Source organism: Thermodesulfobacteriota bacterium, assembly GCA_034189135.1.
GTDB lineage: Bacteria > Desulfobacterota > Desulfobacteria > Desulfobacterales > JAUWMJ01 > JAUWMJ01.
In genome coordinates this window covers 24,770-46,074 of the sequence record JAXHVO010000138.1, presented here as the reverse complement: position 1 = coordinate 46,074, position 21,305 = coordinate 24,770, and the positions used below count along the sequence as shown (strand labels likewise).

Annotated in this window: 16 protein-coding genes and 1 tRNA gene; 1 reads left to right on the top strand and 16 read right to left on the bottom strand. The window is 42.2% G+C overall.

The annotated features are described in order from the left end of the window. Positions 1 to 103: 103 nt before the first annotated feature. The 16 genes from nusA to SWH54_20170 all read right to left on the bottom strand — a co-directional run bounded on the left by nusA (position 104) and on the right by SWH54_20170 (position 19,762). A complete protein-coding gene (gene nusA, locus SWH54_20245) occupies positions 104 to 1,426 on the bottom strand; it encodes a transcription termination factor NusA (GenBank protein MDY6793602.1) in 1,323 nt (440 codons plus the stop codon). Next, on the bottom strand, positions 1,417 to 1,956 hold the full coding sequence (gene rimP, locus SWH54_20240; protein MDY6793601.1) for a ribosome maturation factor RimP: 540 nt from the start codon (positions 1,954 to 1,956) through the stop codon (positions 1,417 to 1,419). The genes nusA and rimP overlap by 10 nt, the downstream gene beginning before the upstream one ends. Positions 1,957 to 2,193: 237 nt before the next feature. Further along, a tRNA-Gly gene (locus SWH54_20235) sits at positions 2,194 to 2,269 on the bottom strand. An 80-nt stretch (positions 2,270 to 2,349) separates the two neighbouring features. Continuing rightward, positions 2,350 to 2,694 (bottom strand): MerR family transcriptional regulator, encoded by a 345-nt coding sequence (locus SWH54_20230; protein MDY6793600.1) that lies wholly within the window; start codon positions 2,692 to 2,694, stop codon positions 2,350 to 2,352. A 250-nt stretch (positions 2,695 to 2,944) separates the two neighbouring features. After that, positions 2,945 to 5,359 carry a phenylalanine--tRNA ligase subunit beta gene (gene pheT / locus SWH54_20225; GenBank protein ID MDY6793599.1) on the bottom strand — a complete coding sequence of 805 codons (2,415 nt, stop codon included), beginning with the start codon at positions 5,357 to 5,359 and terminating at the stop codon, positions 2,945 to 2,947. 1 nt (position 5,360) lies between these two features. Then, positions 5,361 to 6,368 (bottom strand): phenylalanine--tRNA ligase subunit alpha, encoded by a 1,008-nt coding sequence (gene pheS / locus SWH54_20220; GenBank protein MDY6793598.1) that lies wholly within the window; start codon positions 6,366 to 6,368, stop codon positions 5,361 to 5,363. Positions 6,369 to 6,625: 257 nt separating this feature from the next. Beyond that, complete coding sequence (rplT, locus tag SWH54_20215; GenBank protein ID MDY6793597.1) at positions 6,626 to 6,979, bottom strand: 50S ribosomal protein L20; 354 nt, start codon at positions 6,977 to 6,979, stop codon at positions 6,626 to 6,628. 137 nt (positions 6,980 to 7,116) lie between these two features. Continuing rightward, positions 7,117 to 7,314 (bottom strand): 50S ribosomal protein L35, encoded by a 198-nt coding sequence (gene rpmI, locus SWH54_20210; GenBank protein ID MDY6793596.1) that lies wholly within the window; start codon positions 7,312 to 7,314, stop codon positions 7,117 to 7,119. 121 nt (positions 7,315 to 7,435) lie between these two features. Beyond that, on the bottom strand, positions 7,436 to 7,942 hold the full coding sequence (gene infC, locus SWH54_20205; GenBank protein ID MDY6793595.1) for a translation initiation factor IF-3: 507 nt from the start codon (positions 7,940 to 7,942) through the stop codon (positions 7,436 to 7,438). A gap of 179 nt (positions 7,943 to 8,121) precedes the next feature. Beyond that, on the bottom strand, positions 8,122 to 8,619 hold the full coding sequence (locus SWH54_20200) for a nucleoside deaminase (protein ID MDY6793594.1): 498 nt from the start codon (positions 8,617 to 8,619) through the stop codon (positions 8,122 to 8,124). A gap of 4 nt (positions 8,620 to 8,623) precedes the next feature. After that, complete coding sequence (locus tag SWH54_20195; protein ID MDY6793593.1) at positions 8,624 to 9,967, bottom strand: ATP-binding protein; 1,344 nt, start codon at positions 9,965 to 9,967, stop codon at positions 8,624 to 8,626. A 144-nt stretch (positions 9,968 to 10,111) separates the two neighbouring features. Further along, positions 10,112 to 12,793: a phospholipase D-like domain-containing anti-phage protein gene (locus SWH54_20190; protein ID MDY6793592.1), complete on the bottom strand. Its 2,682-nt coding sequence runs from the start codon at positions 12,791 to 12,793 to the stop codon at positions 10,112 to 10,114. A 5-nt stretch (positions 12,794 to 12,798) separates the two neighbouring features. Continuing rightward, positions 12,799 to 15,804: an anti-phage-associated DUF1156 domain-containing protein gene (locus tag SWH54_20185; protein MDY6793591.1), complete on the bottom strand. Its 3,006-nt coding sequence runs from the start codon at positions 15,802 to 15,804 to the stop codon at positions 12,799 to 12,801. Beyond that, positions 15,794 to 16,429, bottom strand: a complete 636-nt coding sequence (locus tag SWH54_20180) for a DUF3780 domain-containing protein (protein ID MDY6793590.1) — start codon at positions 16,427 to 16,429, stop codon at positions 15,794 to 15,796. The genes SWH54_20185 and SWH54_20180 overlap by 11 nt, the downstream gene beginning before the upstream one ends. Next, positions 16,398 to 19,484 (bottom strand): DUF499 domain-containing protein, encoded by a 3,087-nt coding sequence (locus SWH54_20175; protein MDY6793589.1) that lies wholly within the window; start codon positions 19,482 to 19,484, stop codon positions 16,398 to 16,400. Before SWH54_20175 ends, SWH54_20180 begins: the two co-directional genes overlap by 32 nt. Before the next feature lie 2 nt (positions 19,485 to 19,486). Further along, positions 19,487 to 19,762: a hypothetical protein gene (locus tag SWH54_20170; protein ID MDY6793588.1), complete on the bottom strand. Its 276-nt coding sequence runs from the start codon at positions 19,760 to 19,762 to the stop codon at positions 19,487 to 19,489. 342 nt (positions 19,763 to 20,104) lie between these two features. Here SWH54_20170 and SWH54_20165 point away from each other — a divergent pair, with 342 nt between their 5' ends. Further along, positions 20,105 to 21,208, top strand: a complete 1,104-nt coding sequence (locus SWH54_20165) for a FecR domain-containing protein (protein ID MDY6793587.1) — start codon at positions 20,105 to 20,107, stop codon at positions 21,206 to 21,208. Positions 21,209 to 21,305 lie beyond the last annotated feature (97 nt).

Sequence of the window (21,305 nt, the reverse complement as noted above, 5' to 3'; positions counted from 1 at the left end):
TAGAAACAAACAGTCGTTTTTCCATTTTAGCCCGGTTTGACCGGGGAATCGCCTATGGGACTGTTACCATACTTAACAAATAAGATATGATGTCGCTCAGTTCCTAGGTTTCCTTATCATTGGGTTTGTTTTCGGTTATATCTTCCGATTTATCTTCGGATACATCTTCTGTTTCATCTTTTTCTGCAGCCATTTTAACCAGCTCCGTTGCTGCGGATATTAATTTTTCGGCTTTCCCCTCACCAATACCCCTGATTTGGGTCAAATCTTCTACACTGGCATTGCTGATTTCTTCAGCAGAAAACAGTCCTTTTTCATACAGGGCATCAGCCATGCTAACGCCTATTCCGGGCAAAGCCACCAGAGACTCATATCCACTTTTCATGGCTTCGCTGTATAGTGTCTCGCTCTTAACGTCAAGGTGCCACCCTGACAGCTTGGAAGCCAGTCGCACATTCTGTCCTTTCTTTCCGATGGCGATTGACAGGAATTCATCCGGAACAATGACTTCCATGGAGCGATTATCTTCATCAATAATCACTCTCGATATTTCAGCAGGCGCCAAAGCATTACATACAAATTTCGCCGGATCAACATGCCAGGATATGATATCTATCTTTTCACCTCTGAGCTCTTGAACCACGTTTTGGACACGGCTGCCCTTCATGCCGACACAAGCTCCTACAGGATCGATGTCCGAGCTGGTTGAGGCGACCGCAAATTTTGCCCGAACACCCGGTTCGCGCGCTGCTCCCATGATGTTGACAATACCTTCGTTGATTTCAGGAACTTCTGTTTTGAACAGATTAATGAGAAAGTTCGGGTGAGTTCTTGACAGGACAATCTGTGGACCACGCGTATCCTCCAAAACGTCCAGTATATATGCCCTTATGCGATCACCTCGTCTGTAGCTTTCTCTTGGCACCTGTTCCCGCGCCGGAAGAATACCCTCTGTTTGGCCAATATTAACAATAATGTCACCACGATCAATGCGCTGGACAATTCCGTTTATAATTTCACCCTTTCGAGTGACAAAGCTTGAATAGATGGCAACTTTTTCCGCATCCTTAATTTTCTGGATAATCACCTGTTTGGCTGACTGGGCAGCGATTCGACCAAAAGTGCTGGTGTCCATTTTTGTTCCGAGACTGTCGCCAATCTCACACTCCGCATCAAGTTTACGTCCCTCTTCAAGGCCAATCTGGAGGTCAGGTTCAGTTATTTCCTCTACGACTTCTTTAAACTGGAAAACCTCTATTTCACCAACCTCTTCATTATACTGTACTTCAATATCAATTTGATTTCCGTATTTTTTCCTGGCCGCAGATTTTAAGGCTTCTTCAAGTGCCTGGATCAGGATATCACGGTCGATACCTTTATCTCGACTTACCTGGTCAACGACATGTTTTATATCTGTTATAAACATCGATTTTCTCCGTAATTCACCAGCCGCGCTCTTGCAATTTCCCCCAATGGAATGGCGACATTTTTGTTATCAACCATCAGTTTTACTTTTTCATCTGATATACCAAGCAGAATTCCTTTAAAATTTTTTTGCCCGTCAAAAGGGTGAGATGTCTTTATCCTGGCAAGGTTTCCCTTGAATCTGTCGAAGTCATTTTTTTTCCACAGCGGGCGGTCAGGCCCGGGGGATGAAACTTCCAACCTGTATGCCCCGGCGCCTTCAAGATTTACATCCAGGATATCGCCTAGCTGACGACTGATGTAAGTGCAATCATCTATCGTCACCCCTTGTGGTTTGTCTATATAAAGCCTGAGTATCATCCCTGCTGCCTCCGGCTGATACTCAACATAAACAAGTTCGATTCCCTCACTTTCGCATAATGGTTCAGCCAGATCTTTTACAGTGGCTGCTATTTTTATCCTGTTTTCCACAGGAAACGCATTTCCCCTGGAGCCAAGCTTTTTATTTTTGCTTTTTTTATATTTTTTCACCGGGCTTTTCTCTTGCCCCTAAAAATAAAAAAACGGGCTGTCGCCCGTTCTTTTCATTCAGATATATCCTTTGCAGTAGAGCTATAAGATTTAACTGTTCATGTAATTACCCATAGGAAAAAGTTAACTCCAAACCAAACATACATAAAAGCTCTACCCATATACTGGCCCGTGTAAATGAAAAGGCGGACTTCGAAACACTTTTGAAAAAATGTCCCCTTCAACGGTCTCTGCTTATGGAGCGGGCAACGAGATTCGAACTCGCGACACCAAGCTTGGGAAGCTTGTACTCTACCAACTGAGCTATGCCCGCTTACCAAAGCTGAATAACTATGACAAAAAATACACCTTGTCAATATTTTTCAGAAATAAATCCGAATATTACTTATTTTTTCATTTACCCAGCATGCGACGGAGGCTTTCAAGCTCCAAACGTATTTCTTTTAATGTATCAGAGAGCGACGATTTGTCTTTGGCCGTGGGATCGATCTTTAAATGCTGTACCGCCCCTTTAATGGTAAATTTTTTTTCGTGCAAAAGGCTTTTAATGGTTAAAACCGTCTTGACATCATTTTTCCGGTATAATCTTTGACCTGATGAGGTACGCTTGGGTTTGATCTTGGTGAATTGAGTTTCCCAGAATCTCAGTACGTATGTCGGAAGCCCGGTGATGGCGCTCACTTCTCCGATTTTGAAGTATAATTTATCGGGTATTTGGGGCCTGGGTTGATTTTCCATCTGCATGCTCACATCGAGTCGGCAACTGGATTATTTGTTTTATCAAGCAAATACCCGAACCCAAAGGATCGGGTCAGAGGCAAACGGCTAGGCCGGATTGATTGGCCCATGTTGCGGGTTACGGGTCGCGAGTTGCTAATGGGAAATAATTCCTGTTTTATAACCCGTAACTCGCATCCCGAAACTTATGGTGTTTACGATATAAACCCTTTCAGGGATAATCCAAGACAAGCCCTTTGGACTCTGATATTTATTCAGGCAGACCCGCATCAAATTCTTTAATAAGTCTGTCTGTCATTGCTTTATGTATATGGCCGACATCCTCATCTTCAAGTGTTTTTTTATTGGATCTGTAAGTCACTCTAATAGAAACGCTTTTTTTTCCCGGCGGAATCGGATCGCCGGCAAAAACATCAAAAAGATGCATGCTTTCAACCAGTTGTTCTTGAATGTTTTGAATACATTCGAGTATGGCCCCTGATTCCGTATTTTGGTTAACGATAACGGTGATATCCCGGGAAACAGCCGGAAATTTTGGAATCGGTTTTGACTGTCGGGTGTCAGGCAAAAGCGCATTGAGGCGGTCGAGGCTAAGTTCAAAAATATATACTGCCTGCTTCAGGTTAAAATTACCAAGAACGAGAGGGTGAATCTCTCCCACCAATCCCAAATGTTCCTTGGCGGAGAAAATTTCTGCGGTATATCCCGGTTTTGTATAAACGCATAAATCGTTCGCCAAACCGGAGAATCGGATGGAATCGATACTCAGGCCTTTTAGCAGCCCTTCAACTGCCCCTTTTAGGTCAAAAAAATCACAGGGGGTTTCTTTTGCATACCACGAATCATCCAGCCGTACACCCGTCCAGAGGCCTGCCAGCATTTCTGTTTCTTCCGGTAGGCTGTCCTCGTCTTTTTTAATATATATTTTCCCCATTTCAAACAGCTTGAGATTCTTTTGCTGTTTTGAAATGTTGCGATATGCGGTTTCAAGAAGACCTGGAACCAAGGATGTCCTCATTACCGTCTGATCTTCAGTAAGGGGGTTTATAATATCAACCGTGTTTCTTCTATAATCGTCGGTTGGTAGATTAAGACGGTCACAGGACAGGCTGTTTATAAAACTATAGTTGATTGTTTCGCAAAAACCGAAACCGGTCATCAGTTGCAGGATACGTCTTCGGGTATCGAGCTGTTTCATCGGTTTTCGCGCCTTGGCAGGTATACTCGGAAAGGTGGTCGGTATATTGTTATACCCTGAAAGACGTGCCACCTCTTCCATAAGGTCTTCCGGCCGTTCAATGTCCACCCGGAAAGAAGGCGGAACCACCGTCAAGGTGTCTGCGTCATTTTTTTTAACTGAAAGCCCAATGGATTCCAGCAGTTCCTTGATATCATCCCTGCTCAGTTGGGTGCCGAGGAGCCGGTTGGTTTTGCTTATTTTTAAGCGAATTGTCTTTGGCGGAATTTTTTTTGGATATTCATCAATGATTCCTTTAACTAATTTGCCGCCGCCGATTTCTACCATTAGCCGGGCAGCCCTGTTCAACGCTGGAACAGTCCCCTCCGGGTCCACCCCACGTTCAAAACGATGGGAAGCTTCCGTGTTAAGCCCCAGCTTTTTTGAAGTTTTCCTAATACTGATAGGATCAAAATACGCACTTTCAATAAGGACTTTGGTGGTTGTCTCTTCAATTTCTGAATTGAGTCCGCCCATGACACCGCCGACAGCAACCGGTTTCTCGCCATCACAGATCATCAGCATGTCTGCGGTCAGCTTCCGTTCATTCATATCAAGGGTGGTAAACAATTCACCTTCATTTGCCCGGCGCACCACGATTCTGTTTTCAGCCAGACGATCATAGTCAAAAGCATGAAGGGGCTGGCCGGTCTCCATTAAGACAAAATTGGTAATATCTACAATGTTGTTTATCGGTTTCAAACCAACAGACAGCAGGCGGTCGGCAAGCCAGAAAGGAGAGGGACCAACAGTAATATCGGTTAGCAGCCGGGCGGCATATCGCGGACAGTGATCCGGATCTTTAATGGTAACGGAGGCCAACCCGGAAATATCATCTGTCGGGTCATCAAGGCTCATATCCGGGTATTTAATCTTTGTTTTTTGAATCCCGCAAATTTCCCGTGCGATTCCGATCATACTGAGACAATCGGGCCTGTTCGGAGTCAGATCCACTTCAATCACCGCGTCCGAAAGTTTAAGCGCCTTTGACAATTTTTCTCCGACAGGTAAAGAGGGGCTTAAGATCATTATCCCGCTTTTGTCTTTTCCCAGTTCCAACTCGGCTTCACTGCAAATCATACCTTCGGATTCCACCTTACGGATGATGCTTTTTTCAAGGGTAAATCCGTTGGGAAAGACGGTGCCCGGCAGAGCCACAGGCGCGAGTATATCATGGGAAACATTGGGAGCACCGCATACCACAGCAAGTGTTTGACGGCCCACGTCCACCTTAACAAGTTTCAATTTATCCGCATTCGGGTGAGGTTCGATTTCAACAATCCGGCCGACAACCACTTTGTCCAGGTAGCCAAACCGGTCGGTCACCGCCTCAACTTCCAGCCCGGCCATGGTAAGGGCATTGGCAAGGGAATGCACATCCATGTTAATGGGGGTATAATCGTTCAACCAGCCTATACTTGCTTTCATACTAAAACTGCCTTAAGAACCTTAAATCATTGTCAAAGTATTTTCTGATGTCGTCAATACCGTATTTCAGCATGGCAATACGATCAATACCCATGCCAAAGGCAAACCCGGTAAACCGGGAGGGGTCGTATCCGACATTTTCAAAAAGCGCAGGGTGAACCATGCCGGCGCCAAGCACTTCGAGCCACCCTGTTTGGGAACAAACCCTGCACCCTTTCCCTCTGCACATGACACATAAAATATCTACTTCAGCACTCGGTTCCGTAAAAGGGAAAAAACTGGGACGGAATCTGAGGCTGATCCGATCGTCAAACATCCGGTGCACAAAGGTGGTAAGTGTTCCTTTTAAATCTCCGAAAGAAACGTTTTGATCTACCAGCAGACCTTCAACCTGGTGAAACATGGGGGTATGCGTCAGATCGGAATCGCACCGGTAAACCTTACCCGGTGCGATAATTCTCACCGGAGGAGTCCGGTTTTCCATTGTTCTGATTTGCACAGGGGAGGTATGCGTTCTAAGAACGACATCATCCGAAATGTAGAACGTATCCTGCATATCCCTTGCCGGATGATTCTTTGGAATATTCAAGGCTTCAAAATTATAATAATCTGCTTCAACTTCCGGCCCTTCAACAATATCAAATCCCAAATTGGTAAAAATATCACATATCAGCCGGGTGATCTGCGTGATGGGATGCATAGAGCCCGCAAACGGTGTCCTCCCGGGAAGGGAGACATCAATATAGTCGTCGGTATCAACAGCACGCTTGTCCAAGCGTTTTAAGGCCTGTTTGAATAGTTTATCCAGCGTTTTTTTTGTCTCATTGGCCTTTTTTCCAGCTTCAGGCCTCTTTTCGGGTGGTAACTTGGATATATTCCTTAGAAAGGAAGTAATCGCCCCCTTTCGGCCCAGATATCGGACCGAAAGCGCACGAACAACTTCAGCCTCCGCAGCGGCTTCAAGCTCATGTATGGCTTCCTGATGAATTTGTTCTATTGTTTTTTGCACTTTTTTTCTACCCGATCACCCCAATCAAAATCAAAAATATTTTTTGTCACCTACACCGGATATATTGGTACTTTCCTGGCAACCCGGTACCTCAGTGGCAGAAATAAGCCACCCGAAGACCAGATGCCATAAAAACACCCAAAACCGGTCACGAACGTTGAAATTAGAAATTGGGAATTTGCCTTCATGCTTTGTAGCCGTGAAGTGTATCACCGCCAACTATGAACGGTTACAAAATAACATCCCAAGTTGAAGTGCTACACCTGCTGTGATGCCAGGCTGGCTATTTTTGAAAACCCGGAAGGGTCGGACACGGCCAGTTCGGCAAGAACTTTTCGGTCAAGCCTGACGTTAGCAAGCTTTAACCCGTGTATAAATTTGCTGTAAGACAAATTATTCATACGCGCGGCAGCATTAATTCGAGCGATCCAGAGTCTTCGGAAATCCCGCTTACGCGTTCTGCGGTCTCGATATGCATACATAAGTGCCTTATCTACTGCATCTGCGGCGGTACGAAATAATTTACTGCGTCCCCCGCGAAATCCTTTGGCCAATTTTAAAACCTTTTTTCGGCGTTTTCTTGCTTTAAAACCTCTTTTCACACGCATTATATTTCTCCTTATCCCGTTTAAAACGGATAATATACTTACCATTGGTAAAAAGTATTCATCGTGCCTTGAATAATGACGAAATGATACTCAGCTTCCCGCTGAAATGGATCAGGAACCTTTGTATAAGGCCGTCAAGGCTAACCATTTGGGAGCAACAGCTTCAGTTCTTTTTGATTGGATTTATCTATAATCTGACCTTGCCGCAAAGAACGTTTCCGTTTGGTCGTCTTTTTGGTTAATATATGGCTCCCATGGGATTTTGAAAAAACGAACTTACCGGTCCCGGTTTTTTTAAAACGCTTTGCCGCTGCTCGATTTGTTTTAATTTTCGGCATGTTATCTCCTTTGTAAAAAAATAGATGGCGTGAGCAAACTTAATCTACGCCCACGCCACTTTTTATTTATTCTTTTGAAAAAATATGAAGATGGCTCAAATATCGACTCTTATAATCAGCACTATTTGGGTGCTAAAACCATAATTAAAGTCCGCCCCTCAAATTTTGGGCTTTGCTCAACTACAGCGATATCATCTGTTTTTTCCACGATCTGATCAAGGACCTTCCTGCCCAGCTCGGAAAGCGTGATTTCTCGGCCTCTGAAAATGACAGTGACCTTTACCTTGTCTTTTTTTTCGATAAATTTTTTTATGTGCCCAATTTTAACCATTAAATCATGTTCGCCGGTCTTTGGGCGTACTTTTATTTCTTTGAGTTGAAATGTGGTCTGTTTCTTTTTTGCTTCCTGTTTCTTTTTAGTCTGTTCATACTTGTAGCGGCCATAATCCATTATCTTGCAAACAGGTGGATCTGCATTGGGTGAGATTTCAACCAGGTCAAGACCATGGTCAGCAGCGGCTGCAAGCGCCCTGTATGTCGGGATAACCCCGACTTGATTGCCTTCGGGATCAATGACTCTTACCTCTTTTGCTCTGATGTTTTGATTTACTTTTATCCTGTTTGAAATGGCCGCTCTATTTGTTCTTCTGTGTATAGCTATACTTTTACCCCCTTTTGTATATAGGTTCGCTGGTTTTGCAACAACAGGTTTTAACCAATTCCCTACCTAATTTGGATAGTGGCATATATATAACAAGAATATGAAAAGCAAGAAAAAAAAGCAAGAAAAAAATTGTATGAACACAATTACTGGCCGAGGGTAAATGTCTCTAAAAGGCTGCCTTGCCAATAATGAGTTTCAGGGTTTGAGAAATAAATCTTAAAAAGTTGTAAGCTCTCGTTTCGTAATATGTGCGGGATTATTGATATACGGGTATTTTTATACAATGGGGGAAGTACCGACAGGTCACAGTTTGTCCCGCCCCCCATTACATCTTCATAGGCATAAACGATTTCACCAATGCCGCTTAAGATAAGGGCGCCATAGCACATCAGACATGGCTCCAGGTTGCAAAAAACCGACACTTTGCTTTTTTCAATATTTTTTTTATCGGCAAGTTGCTGCAATGCAATTATTTCAGCATGATCTGTTTCGTTAATATCCCTTCCTTTCGAATGAATTCGTGAACCTGAAGCCAACACCTTGTTTTGATACACCATCACACATCCCACCGGAAATTCGCCCTTTAATAACGCTTTTTCCGCCAGGATCAGCGCTTTTTTCATGAAATATTCATAATTCATGAAATTACAGCACCTCCCAGTAACCGCCTTTATCCGGGCCAACACGCATAATTTTACCATTCGCTTTAAGTTTTGATATCTGTTTTTTTACCCCCCGTTCTGTAATTCCAATTTGTTTAGCAATTTCAGGGATGGTTATGTTTTTATCCTCTTGCATGCACAGTACTATTTTCAGTGAACTTTTCAGTGAACTTTTCAGTGAACTTTTCTGGCTGGTTTCCGATGAGAACTTATCCTGCGAATCGGGAATGGTTCCCTTAAACAACAGCATAAGTCCGGATGGCTCATAATTGAAAATCGGGGGATGGGCGTTATGTTGTTTACACTCATTAAGTATTTTTTCTATTCCGCGTCCCCAGGCTTCAATCAGACCGGTTCGAAAAAATGCATTGGCAATCAATGGATTATAAGGCTGAGACGGGTGTTTTTCCAGCAATCGCTCAACTGTCCAGTTCTCGGGAAGACGTCCATTGTTCCAAAAATAGATTTTATCTTCATAAACACTGATTTGAATAGGAACACCACTGCTGTAATCTTTGTGGATAATCGCATTAAGGAGTGCTTCTCGCAGTGCATTTCTTGGGAAGAGATATTTCTCCACCCTTTGAATCCCCTCATAACTGATATACGCTTTCAAGTATTTTGTTAGCAGCAAATCTAACGTCTTTTCCGCCTGTATAAAAAGATTTCCATGAATCTCATCCTGGTAGAGCAAATCATCATCAGTTCTAAAAAATCCGATTTTAACATAAGCGCCTGTCACAAAGCGCTCCGGTGTTTTATGAAACAGTAAAGCTGCTGCGCGTTTTATATGCTCCCCCTCTTTGAGCATCAGGTTCTCAATGATGTTTTCTTCCGTGTCTTTCATTACGGATTCTTCCATCCGTCCGCTTTTCATCGCCATTGAACGAAAGCGGTTAAAAGCGTTACTGTCAAAATCACCAGGATCGATATTCGGCAACGGCACACCGTCCCAATTGAGTCCCTGCTTGCTCAGAAGGAACCGGTCAAGCGCCGCGCCTTTCAATTCCTGCTTGGTGCTGCCGCTGCGAAAATGGTACTGCCCTTTATGGTTGACAGGCGTTGGATAGGCGTCCACCTTGATTTCAAGAAATTCTTTTTCATTTTGTATGTGCAAATTTACTTCGGTAATAATCCCCAAAATATCACGTACTTTATTAGGTATGTCTTCAAGAAGCTTTTTAGTATTTTTAACACCGACCACATTACCGGAGTCATCTTTTCCAATAAAAAGAGTACCTCCCCGGGCATTGGCAAAACCGCAGATCCATTTGAGGTATTCGTCTCTCCAGGTTTTTTTGTATTCTATGTTTTGACTTTCTGCCATTGTTAATATTATTCTCTCTTTCTAAGATATTCTCCCTGTCCTTTTTGTATTTGACTCAGGATTTCATAAAATTGGTTTTGCAGTTCTTTAGCCATAATTAATTCCCGCTGCTCTTTTTACTCAAAGTGCATACTATATAGGCATTCACCATGCTTTATACAAAACATCATCAATGTCATGCTGATTTACAACTTTTTTGCAGGTTTCAAAATCAAAGTCCTGAATTTGATCGTATTTAATTTCAAAAGAACTGCGCGTTTCTACTTTATTTATTCTTCGTTTGGCTTCTTCCAGATCGTTCACTGCAACATCAACCCAGACATCTTCCAGAATATCGGGTATTTGACCAAATATGTCATATAATCCTTGAAGACGTTCACTTAATATTTCATGTACCCGATCTTCTACTGAATCTTTATAGCGCATATTATATACCTTTACTGAATCCAGAACCTGGCCGATTCTTTGTATTCGGCCTTTTCTTTGTTCCAGTTTTGTTGGATTCCATGGTAAGTCAAGGTTGATTAAGGTTCCCAACCTTTGGAGATTCAGGCCTTCGCTTGCACTATCCGTTCCAAAAAGAAGTTTTATTTCGCCTGATGTTACAGCCCCTTTCAAATATTCCTTTTTGCATCGGGCAAAGTGCTTATTCAGCCAATATCCTGATTTGTCAGCACCGGCATACAAACCGATTTTCAATTCCCGGTGTTTTGACGCTGTCAGCTCTGCAAAATACGCCGCAGTATCAAAATACTGTGAAAAAATAATACAACCCTGAGTGTGCCACTGCTTTTGAAATAATAAATCAGAAAGGACTTCAAATTTGGGGTCATTTAATTTATCTCGCTCCAGAAAATGAACAAGTTTTTCAAGAATATCCCGTTCATTTTTTCCAATTTTAGTTGCTATACCGGAGAGTTGTTCAATACCATCATCATCTTCATGCTCGTCAAAGTGAAATGATTCCCCTCTCATTTTCAGGGCTGTATTTTTGCCGGCAATGATACTGCTGCCCATTCTTCGAAGCAGCAAGGTTTTTATAAATCCTGAACCGGGCATAATTTTGTTTAGAGCTGTACAAAACTCTGTGGCAGCATCGTAGGCATCTTTTAAATATCCTGGCAGTAATATCGCTTCATCATTACTTTCTCCAAACAACTGAACTCGAACTTTTTTTAAATATGGCTCACCGGTTTCCGGATTATTTGTCTCCTCCAGAAAGGTCCTTGTCCGCCTGATGATGCTTCTGATAAAAGGATTATGTTTTTGAAAAAGATTGTTTTCCTCAAACAAACGCTCTTTTGGACGATGTCCGAGCTGATTTAACCGGCTTCCTTTTATTGTTGATTTATTGGAAGCCATTCTCAGTTCATCCCTTATGGTTCCAAATAGTAATTCATTTTCTCTGGCAGGTGGAAAGGGGTTTCGAATATAGTCCCATAATTGCTCATAGTTTATGATTTCTTCTTCACCGGATACAAGCCTGAAAATAAATTCATTTGCACGCTGCCACTTGCTCAATTCGTTACCCAGCACATGGCTCGAACCTGCGCTTAGAACAGTTAACAAATCATGAAGCTCAATCGGATATAACTGCATAGGCGTTGCTGTCCCCAATATCATATTATTACACCTGGAAGAAAGTTTAAGCAGATATTTCATCAGGTTATTGGGGTCCGGCTTTTCATAACTGTCTTTTTTTAAATTTGATCTTCGGCAGCGGTGCGCTTCATCAACAATCACACACTCAAATTGTATGTCCAAAAGCTTTTGGACTGCTTCATTTTCATGGGTAATCAATCCCTGGCTGATAATACCAAAAAGGCGAGGGCAATTTTTAATAGCTCTGATCGGATCGGAATCAGGGTATTTGATTTGGTTCTCGTCTACCCAGTGCCGGCCTGTCCATATAGCAGAGGGCAGATGCAGCAGTTTCATCAATTCGTCCTGCCATTGGTAAATCAAGGTTTTGGGCGCAATGATCAAACCAGATCTGCCGGTAGATAAAGACATTAACATGGCTGCCGCAGCCATCTGTACTGTCTTCCCCAATCCGACTTGGTCTGCCAGTATCATGCGGGTACCCCGACCTGATTTAAATTCCTGGAATGCCTTATGTACAAAGTATTTTTGATGAGGCCACAGCCCATTATAATGCCTGAAAACAGGAGATTCCACAAGAGCAGGCCTTAAATCCTTTTCATTCCGCCACTGCTTGAAACTTACCTCTTTTCTACCTGATAGTCGATCGATGTCATTTATGATGGCTTCACTTAAAGGCCTGGCCAGTTTATGATGCCAGAGCGCGTTAAACTCATCCTGCACCCAACTCACAGATTCTTCATCGTTATCCTCCCAGACCAGCTCATAATTTAATTGCCAGCCGGCTTTGGTCTCATTGGCACTGCCCAGAAATGATGTTCTTTCTCCACTTTCCATCGTAATAACACCCGCCTTGCCATGCATCAGGCCAAATGATTCATTAGGGAGAACTTTGACCTCTAATTTACCGGTCCGGAGCAGTTCATACAACAGACTTAAGCGTGATTTGAGCTGTTCATCATATAGTTTATCAATCTGGGTTTTCCACTCCCTGGTCATGGTGAGCACCGCGGCATTTGCTGTCTTTACATCTAATGCTTCGAGATGTGAGTTGCAAACAACCCTGATTTTTCCGCTGATACTCTTTAAAGATTCGCCGGCTATCTCCAGGATAGAAGATGAAAAATAGCCTGCAATCCGGTCATAGCTCTGTGCATTCTCAAGTTTTTTGAGCAATATAGTTTGCCGGTAGCGTTTTGTTCTTGAAGAATATCTTTTTAACATATATTTTATGAGGTTGTGTCTGTTTCTAAGTAACCGATCAAAAGCCTTGCCGCTTCCCTGTCTTTTCCCCAATGCAAAATGGCTTCTGTATTATCGATAATAAACCTTAAAATAGAGATAATCATTTTACGGTCTTCCCAGTAATTATCTTTTCTTTCAGTATAAAGAAAATCTCTTCCTGATTTGGGTTGCTCATTTTTACCTGCTGCAAAAACCGCATACAAGGTATGGCGCAGCAAACTGGAGCCAAAGCCCTCGCCATACAAATCCCTGGATTTAAATTCTGACGGAGTTTTAAGCCGTGTCTGATTGGCTTTGCTTGTTTTTAACATGTATTTGTATTCATGCAGACCAAAACCTCTGGCCATTTCAGTATAAACGCCTGAGCGGTACTCTTTGCCGGCCTCCACCTGCAGGCCTTTCAGGTAAAACCGTTCTTCTGATGACAGTTTATACCAGTCTTTTTTACTGTACCCTTTTGGTACCATATACTCCATGGCGGTTTTAAGCGCGTCCTGTATAATTTTGTTTACAGGATTTTCTTCCCTTTTGGCACGGTCTTTTTTCAGCTCCCGCTGGATGTTGATGCCTTCAATGGTTTCGTACTGGGTAAGAACCCTGAGCGCTGCCGCATAAGCAGCCAACTGGTAATCAGGGTCACTGAAATTGGTGCTATCACCGGCATCAAGGGCGGTCATAAAATCCAACTGCTCTTTTACTTCAAATTCTATATCGGAATAAATATCAGAGAGAAAACCAATCTCCTGCTCCAAACGCTTGCGCAAAATCATTACCACAGTTCCCTGCACATAACTGCCTTTTTTGATACCCCCGGCATCGGTTTCAGTCTGGATGGTCCAGGCAGCGGTTACTTTCAGGCCGCTTGCCCAGACAATTAAAGCCAGATCAGCCCATACACGGGAATCCTGGTGGGTAAACATAATGATCTGCGCCCCGTTATCAGGCATATTGTCTTTCAGGTTGCGGTACACCTCCACCATGCTCTGGTTAAAATCTTTCCCGCTGCCTTTTACCGCCAGGCTGGCACGGCTGTCGTTGTGCCATTTAGGAAAAAGCTTTGTCAGATGTTGTTCGTACCAGGCTAAAAAATAGTCTCCCAATTCATGGTAATTTACTGCATCTGCATAGGGTGGGTCTGTTATCCAGAAATGACTTTGTTCCTTAACTTTTCTTGCATCAGTAGTGCATACATCAGAATTATTTGTATTGTAATATTCAAAATTGGATATAATTAATTCGTGAAGATTAATAAAGCCCCTGCAACCATATCTAAATAAAGTATTTAAAGCCTGATTATAAAACACATTAACCGAATTACCGGGGCCTTTTGAAATATGAGTATCCCATCCTGATAATCGAGAATATCTATCTATTGTCAGGAATGTACTAACGATACTTGCAACATATTGTAATTTTTTATTGTTCTGGGAATCTATTTTTTTTTGAAAAGCACCACAAGTCAACAACTGCCTCGGATTAAACAAATGATGCCAGTGGGTCCAGCCTCGTTCTCTAATAGGCTGTTCAGTATTATATCCTCTGGCTATTTTTGATGATGGAATAAATCCATTTTCCTGCCACTCATCAAACCGTTCATTTAACAGATCCAACACCTTTTGTTCACGCTTCAGATCGTTTTTATCCGGCGCCACATAGTGCCTTCTGAAATCGCACTTTAGCTTCTTCTCTATGAGTTTTTCAAAATCCGGCAAGGCTTCGGCATTCTCTTTGGTCAGTTCTTCGCCTTTTTCCCAAAATTTGCCGTTATACTCAATTTCTTTTTGGGCCACATAAAACGTTTCCACATACCGGATGCAGTACAACCGTTCCTGGAAGGTATCTTCCGGCCGGGGTACTATATCCTCGTTTTCCCATAAACGCAGGCCATATTGGGTTTTTCCATTTACTTTTTTATCACCCCGGATGGTGGAGACAGGATATTTGTTCCCGGTTTCAGGGCATACCATACTGCCGCTTTGCACAGTGCCCTGTTTTGCCTTTTCAAAAGTTGCATTGTCCGCGTTTGTAACAATATCAAAATTGTATCGTTTATTGGCTGGATCTGATTTTAAAACAGCGCAGACCCTGTATTTTTCAGATATCACCCATGATGGGGCAAGCGGCACCCGGAATCCGGTGGCAGGGCTTTTAACTTCCACGCAATAGAGATAAGCATCAGCTCGCCAGCCTTTTTCATTGTGCTCGATTCCCCAATCTGTGATTTGCTTGTCAACTTTTTCAAAAACATCCCTTTGAGCTTGTTCCACCTGTTGTTTTACTTCTTTTCCTCCGCCGATAATGTTGAGCGATGCCCAGGTGAGCAGGACTGCCACAGGGTTCAGGTCGCTTCCAAAAGCCTCAAATCCAAGCCTTGCCGCTTCAAATGGAATAGAACCGCCCCCGCAAAATGCATCGCCTACTTTGGGCCTTTCGCCAAATTGTTCTTCCCCCATCTGCTGTACCCATTCCTGTAAGCTGTTGGCCTGGGTATTGCAATGCGCATTAATTATTTCCCAGGCTTTTTCAGAAGGTCCTTCAATTTGTTCAGGACGTGCGCAATATTTAAGCTTTTCATCATAACTCAACTGATAAAAGGCTTTTTTTTGAAGTCCGGCTTTTTGTTCCCTGTGCACCCCTATTTTCCATCGGATTTTGCCGTTGTTATCGGTTAAACAGGTTTCTTTTTCCTTTTGTGTTAGATAAGGAATGAGTTCTTTAATGGGAATGCTTTTGTTTTTCCGTTGCCACAAGGCATTTTTGTCCATGGTCATAAGCTTTAGAAATACCTCAAGGTCTTTTTCAGGTTTATCACCGGCTGGAAGTAAAAGACCTATCATGGCAGCCCTTGCCATAACAAGCGGCTTTCTGCCCCACCATTTGCCAAGTCCTGTCAATGTCTGTCCTGCGCCTGCCTTTCGTTCTTTATAACTCTCTTTTGATATTCTGTTTACCGGAAACTGTGTTTCAATAAACGCTCTATTATTCATCATTAGCTTCGTAATCGCTTTCTTCTTCAAATAGTGTCAGTTTTTCTTCATCAAGAAGGCTTTGGGTGTACCGGCCTTCAGGTACTGGATTTTCCGTCAGAGCAAAACGCAGTGCTTTGCGCCATCCATGGCCTCTGCCCTGCAAAGGATGTCCCGTGGCCGCGTTGGTGACTGTGTACAGCCACCATCTTTCTTCGGGCTTCAGCCCCAGCCAGTTTTCAAGAGCTGTTCCAATTTTATTAAATTCTGCATCTTCAACAGCCCAGGTCAGCACCATGAGTTCTTTCCCAAACAGGCGATGGACATAATTCATGCCCATTTTCCATTTTACGCTTTTGTGTTTGCGGTTTCTCTGCCTGAGCCTCTGATTGAATTCAATTTTCAGAAAATTATCAATTTCCTTCCATTTAAATCTATCCAGTCGAACTTTTCCGGTTGAATGTGAGCCCGCGAAATTCATATGCAGGGCTTCAACTTTCAAGTCCTCATCATAACTGTGACGTTCATGCACCATTACTTCACCTTTTGGGCTGTTGGGAATGATTACCACAAAATGGTGCTGGTTTTGCTCCGGGTCAAAACCAAACCCTAAGCTTTTATATGCTTTGTTTGATGTCTGTTTGTTCATATTCTATATTGGTATCTTCAATAAAGTTTAAAAAGTCCTGTCCATGTGAAAATTTCAGCCGGTGAAAGCTCAACTCGATTTCTCCTTTACTTAGCAGGTTGTCTTTTACAAAATTAAGGATGCTCTCTAATTCATCGGCCTTAAACTGTAAATCTGAGGTTGCAAGTTCAATCCATTGGTGTCCATGATTTGCTTTAACGGTAATTTTCTGGACTGTTGCATTGTGATTTTTTATCGCGCCCAGTATTTGATAACTATCTGCTGTGGAGGAAAAGTTTTGTTTTCTTTTAAAAGTCAAAGGATTGTTTTTATCAACTTTAAGTCCGGTTTGATGTGCTTCAGGCAGTTTAAACTGAACGATTTCAGATTTGACTTCATTTTTTTCACCATATGCCTGGATAACGGAAAGTGGGTCCGCAATAAATCCATCTTCGTAAGAAGCGCCGTTTGTCAGTGGATCCGAGCCATCACTTGTATAGAATAGTTTTATGTTATGGGGGTGGGCTTGAAGTTCAACTTTAAATTTGTCTCCTTGTTGTTTCCAGTCTCGCCTTATCTCAATATCCTGTTCCCATGTTAGAGAATTTCCGGTGTGATGCACTCCTTTGCTGTCAACACATAAAAATGAGATAACCATTTCATCTGTTATCAATTTCTCATCTTTTAATTCAGGGCTGTTCTCAGAAACAGAATCACTGTAAGCATAATAAATGGTATCCCCTCTGACAGCTTCCACGTTGATTTTTGTTTTGCCGGTTTTCCAATCTCTTTCAATAACATCAACCCTCACGTCTGTAGATGGCTTTTCAAACGGCCCCTGTTTAATCCAGTTACCTTCCATTCTCCAGGCGTCTTTTTTAATCTGACTGTCTTTTATTTGCTCTAAAGCATCGGGTTTATGCAATACCCAGCTTGGTTCAGTGGCTGCATTGTTCAGCACATCATTCCAGGGCAGTTCTTTTTGATTTTTAAAAAGTTTGACAATAATTTGCTGAATAAAGGCATCTGAGCTAAGCTCTTTCGTGAATTTTTGTTTTGCGTCCAGGGTTTTTGTGATCTGCTCTTCCCCGTTATATTCATTTTTATCAAACTTTAATTCTATATTTGCTTCACTTAAGCCTCTTTTGCTGGGGTAGTATAATTTTGTAAAAACACTGGTAACAGCAGACCTGAACCTGAATTGATAAGTATTCTTAAGCTCGACAGCCTGTTGGAATTGCGGGTCAGAGGCTGTAAAATTTTCCTTTTGGAATTCACTTATTACCGCTTCGGCTGCTTTTATGTTTTTAGCGTTTTCATAAACCGCATCCATTGATTGATTATCGCTTGTAAGGAAAATCAATCTGTTCTTAAATTGAGTATCATCATATTTTCTTTGCAAATCAGGATGAATCCCGGCGCCGCTGTATGGTTCATAAACAACCAAAGTAACCTTATTCTTCTCTTCATTAATTTCATCAACAGCAGGAAGCACATTTACATTTTGATAAAGGTCTTTCAACTTTGGTTCAAACATCTCTTTGAGGATATCTCTGATCACTTTTCTTGCTTGAGTGCTGTCGTATGTTTTGGTGAAGCTGTTTATTTTTGAGGTCACATTTTCTACGTTTTTAAAAAGAAGTCTGCCGGCATTGTCCGGGTGAAGATACCAGGCCCTGGTACGGAGTTCATCGAGTATTTTAGCTTTAATTTGAGCTAAAGTATCTTTGTTGCCAGGTTCGGCAGTGTAAGTGATAATCTCATTGATATTTAAACCTTTGGTGGCACCCTGAACTGTGGCAAGTGAGGACATATAAATTAGTTTTGCTGTTTTGCCTGCCAACTGATTTTGCTGTTCCTGATCAATCTGTTCCGCCACAGCATTGCCATTTGCAGCTATGTCTTTGGAAACAGCATTATTCAGCGTGCTGTTAATGGTGTTTAACTCTGAATTAGTGTCAGAATCATTGGGATCGATATCAAAAGGATGTATTAAATAGGATTTATCTGCCCAGCCATTTTTATCATCCCACATTCTGGCAACAATTGTCCTCATAAACCGAATAAGCCCGCGGGTCTGCATAAAACCGGGGTTTTCCTTGAATCTGGCATAGAGGTCTTTTAAAGAAGGGTGAAAGGGATAGCTTTCTCTTATCGCACCTTCCCAATGGGCTCTTGTTTCATTGATAAGGTCCTGGTTGGCGGCAAATTCAATAACTTTACCATAGGCTTTTGCAATTTCGTTTATTTCAGAGTCAGGAGCCTGATCTTTAAAAATCTTTTTATGTAGAATTTGATAAATTTCAAGAGTATTTTGTTGTACAGGTATTAGATTTCTTGCTGTACGTCTGGTTTCATTCTCAAAATCGTTCAATATTGATTTTATAGCATCTGTGCCTTCACCATAGGCCGCTTCAAGGTCGGAAAAAATAATACATACATTATTAAGCTCATCTTTTGTTGTTGCATTAAATAATGTTGTAAGCGCCCTGGTGGTAAGGTCTGCAAGATTTCCGGCTCCCATTTGTTTTTTAAGAGCATATTTAAAATACTCAGGCAGCTCATCAAATAAGATCAATACAGGTTTGTTGCTTTGAAGAAGTTTAATCCAGTCTGACTGTCCTGGAGCATCCAATGGATTATAAAGGTGATCGAAAGTCTCTTTTTTGCCTAATTCTTTTGCAATATAACCCCAAAAGCCATGTGTAGGATTATTTCTTCCGGAAAAAGCAATGACCTTGATTGGGTCTTTTATTTTTGGTTTATATACGCTTTTTAATATCTGATTTCTCAACTCCGGTTTTTGTGACAATAAACCGGCAGCAATCATATTGTGCGTTTTACCACCACCCATTGCCTGGGTTAATTTGAACAAACCGTCTTTGTTTGGATTATCAAAACGCTCAAAAACACCTTTAAGAAGTGTTTTCATCCCTTCAGTTATGAAGTTTTCTGAAAAAAACGTTTCAGGATCAATTTTATTTTCAATCAAATCAGTAATTTCCAACACAGTATCCCGATACTTTTTTTCAAAAACAGAATCGCGTATTTCCAATAGTTCATTTAAGTATTTCATATTTAAGTAACCGTCCTTCCATCTGTACTAAAATTGTCTTCAAGAATCTGAATCGGTTGTCTCTGCATTCCAATAAGAACACGGCAATGATATTTAGTATCATCTTCACATTCTTCCGACAGATAATCGCCGGACAGATTCTCAACCTGCTGATAAATCTGCTTCCAGCCGCGCAGATTGAAATATCCAATACAAAAATCAGCTCTTTTGGCTTTTTCAAGAGTCTTGTTAAGACCTTTTTTTAATTTGTTTTCAATGTTATCATAAATTTTTGGCATTGTTATTCCTTATTCATGACCAACAAGGATGTTGGGTATTTAAGACGAACAAGTTTTGATACACATAGCAGTTTTTTTACTGCATAGCAATTCCAGCTTGACACATAATGTATATTCCGCCTATAATTTTTTGAATTTATTAATGGTTTGAAATTTTCAGTCATTTTTTTATACAAATTCAGCAATAAATTTTCGTAAGCGTTCACAGGTGCTGCAGATGTGCGTACTCAGGGCGACCAGCTATAGTTAGGCTATGCTGGTTGCTCTGAGCGCGTGCAGATGCGGTGCCTGTGAACGCTTACAAATTTTCGACACTTCATTGAGACGCAAAGGAGGACTCAAATGAACATTCGGATAATCGTTTTCCTTATGGCCGTACTATTATTTACCGCACCGGCCATGGCAGATGGAACGGGCGGACGCCTTGTAGAAGTAAACGGGAAAGTGTGGATACAGACCCCGGGAACCGATAAAACTATAGCCAGAGCAGGAATTACACTGGCACCCGGGACAAAAATACTTACCGGTCCCGATGGGAAGGCGGAAATATTATTAGACGATGGTTCTATCATAGTGGTTCAGCAAAATTCCTCCATGGTGCTTTCAGGCATCAAACGTCAAAAGCAAAAGAAGACATCCATCCTGATTTTTTTTGGTAGGATCTGGAATAAGGTCTCCCGCGCAGTCGGCGGTAGGGCCGGATACGAAGTCAATACGCCTATTGTGGTGTGCGGGGTTCGTGGAACTGAATTTGAAACTGCGGTGGCTGATGATGGTTCCGTACGCGTCAGAGTGGACGAAGGTACGGTCAGTGTCGCAGGAGATGGAAAAGATAAGACCATCACTCAAAATCAGGAAATTGACGCCGATACAGACGGGGTGGGCAAAATTCGCAGTGCCGAAGAAAAGGCAGATTGGGAGAAGTGGCATAATGAAAAACGCGAGCGACTAAAGACCAATGGTCGAAGTATTATGGATGATGTTAAAAGTCGCATAATGGTTCGCAAGGAAAAGCTTGAATCTCTCAGAGCCAGACAAAAAGATATTGAAAAAAAACGTCAGCTTGCCTTGAAACGTGTACAGGAGGGTGATCAGGGTGCCATTGAGGAAATTAGACGATTTAACCAAGAATTGGCGGCAATTGCAGATGAAATTGCCGACCTGGGCGATGCGGCCGGTTGCCAATTTGGCCTGGTGGACCACTTTGGGAATCTGGCGACCGATCCACGTTTCCAAATGATCGATGGAAAGTATGTTGAAGCTGAAGCAGCCAGCATGCGGCGTATCAAGGCTATGTTCGACCAAATGGTTAAAGAAGGCACTGATATCTCCCTGGAAGCAATGGAGAAGATGCTTGATGAAATGAGCGACGGCCAGAGAGGCAGCCTGAAATTTAAAAAGGGTTCGTCCAAAGACGATCTTTTTGGAGACCAGAAAAAAGAATAGTTGTAACCCTACAACGAAATTTATCGATAGCAATAATGCGCCTTTTTTAGCTTGTTTGGCTATCACGTGAGTGTTGCGGGTTACGAGTTGTGGGTTG

Coding starts and splice junctions, on each gene's coding strand:
- nusA (MDY6793602.1), bottom strand. CDS start 1,426: ATGTTTATAACAGATATAAAACATGTCGTTGACCAGGTAAGTCGAGAT.
- SWH54_20230 (MDY6793600.1), bottom strand. CDS start 2,694: ATGGAAAATCAACCCAGGCCCCAAATACCCGATAAATTATACTTCAAA.
- pheT (MDY6793599.1), bottom strand. CDS start 5,359: ATGAAAGCAAGTATAGGCTGGTTGAACGATTATACCCCCATTAACATG.
- rpmI (MDY6793596.1), bottom strand. CDS start 7,314: ATGCCGAAAATTAAAACAAATCGAGCAGCGGCAAAGCGTTTTAAAAAA.
- SWH54_20200 (MDY6793594.1), bottom strand. CDS start 8,619: ATGAATTATGAATATTTCATGAAAAAAGCGCTGATCCTGGCGGAAAAA.
- SWH54_20195 (MDY6793593.1), bottom strand. CDS start 9,967: ATGGCAGAAAGTCAAAACATAGAATACAAAAAAACCTGGAGAGACGAA.
- SWH54_20190 (MDY6793592.1), bottom strand. CDS start 12,793: ATGTTAAAAAGATATTCTTCAAGAACAAAACGCTACCGGCAAACTATA.
- SWH54_20185 (MDY6793591.1), bottom strand. CDS start 15,804: ATGATGAATAATAGAGCGTTTATTGAAACACAGTTTCCGGTAAACAGA.
- SWH54_20180 (MDY6793590.1), bottom strand. CDS start 16,429: ATGAACAAACAGACATCAAACAAAGCATATAAAAGCTTAGGGTTTGGT.
- SWH54_20175 (MDY6793589.1), bottom strand. CDS start 19,484: ATGAAATACTTAAATGAACTATTGGAAATACGCGATTCTGTTTTTGAA.
- SWH54_20170 (MDY6793588.1), bottom strand. CDS start 19,762: ATGCCAAAAATTTATGATAACATTGAAAACAAATTAAAAAAAGGTCTT.
- SWH54_20165 (MDY6793587.1), top strand. CDS start 20,105: ATGAACATTCGGATAATCGTTTTCCTTATGGCCGTACTATTATTTACC.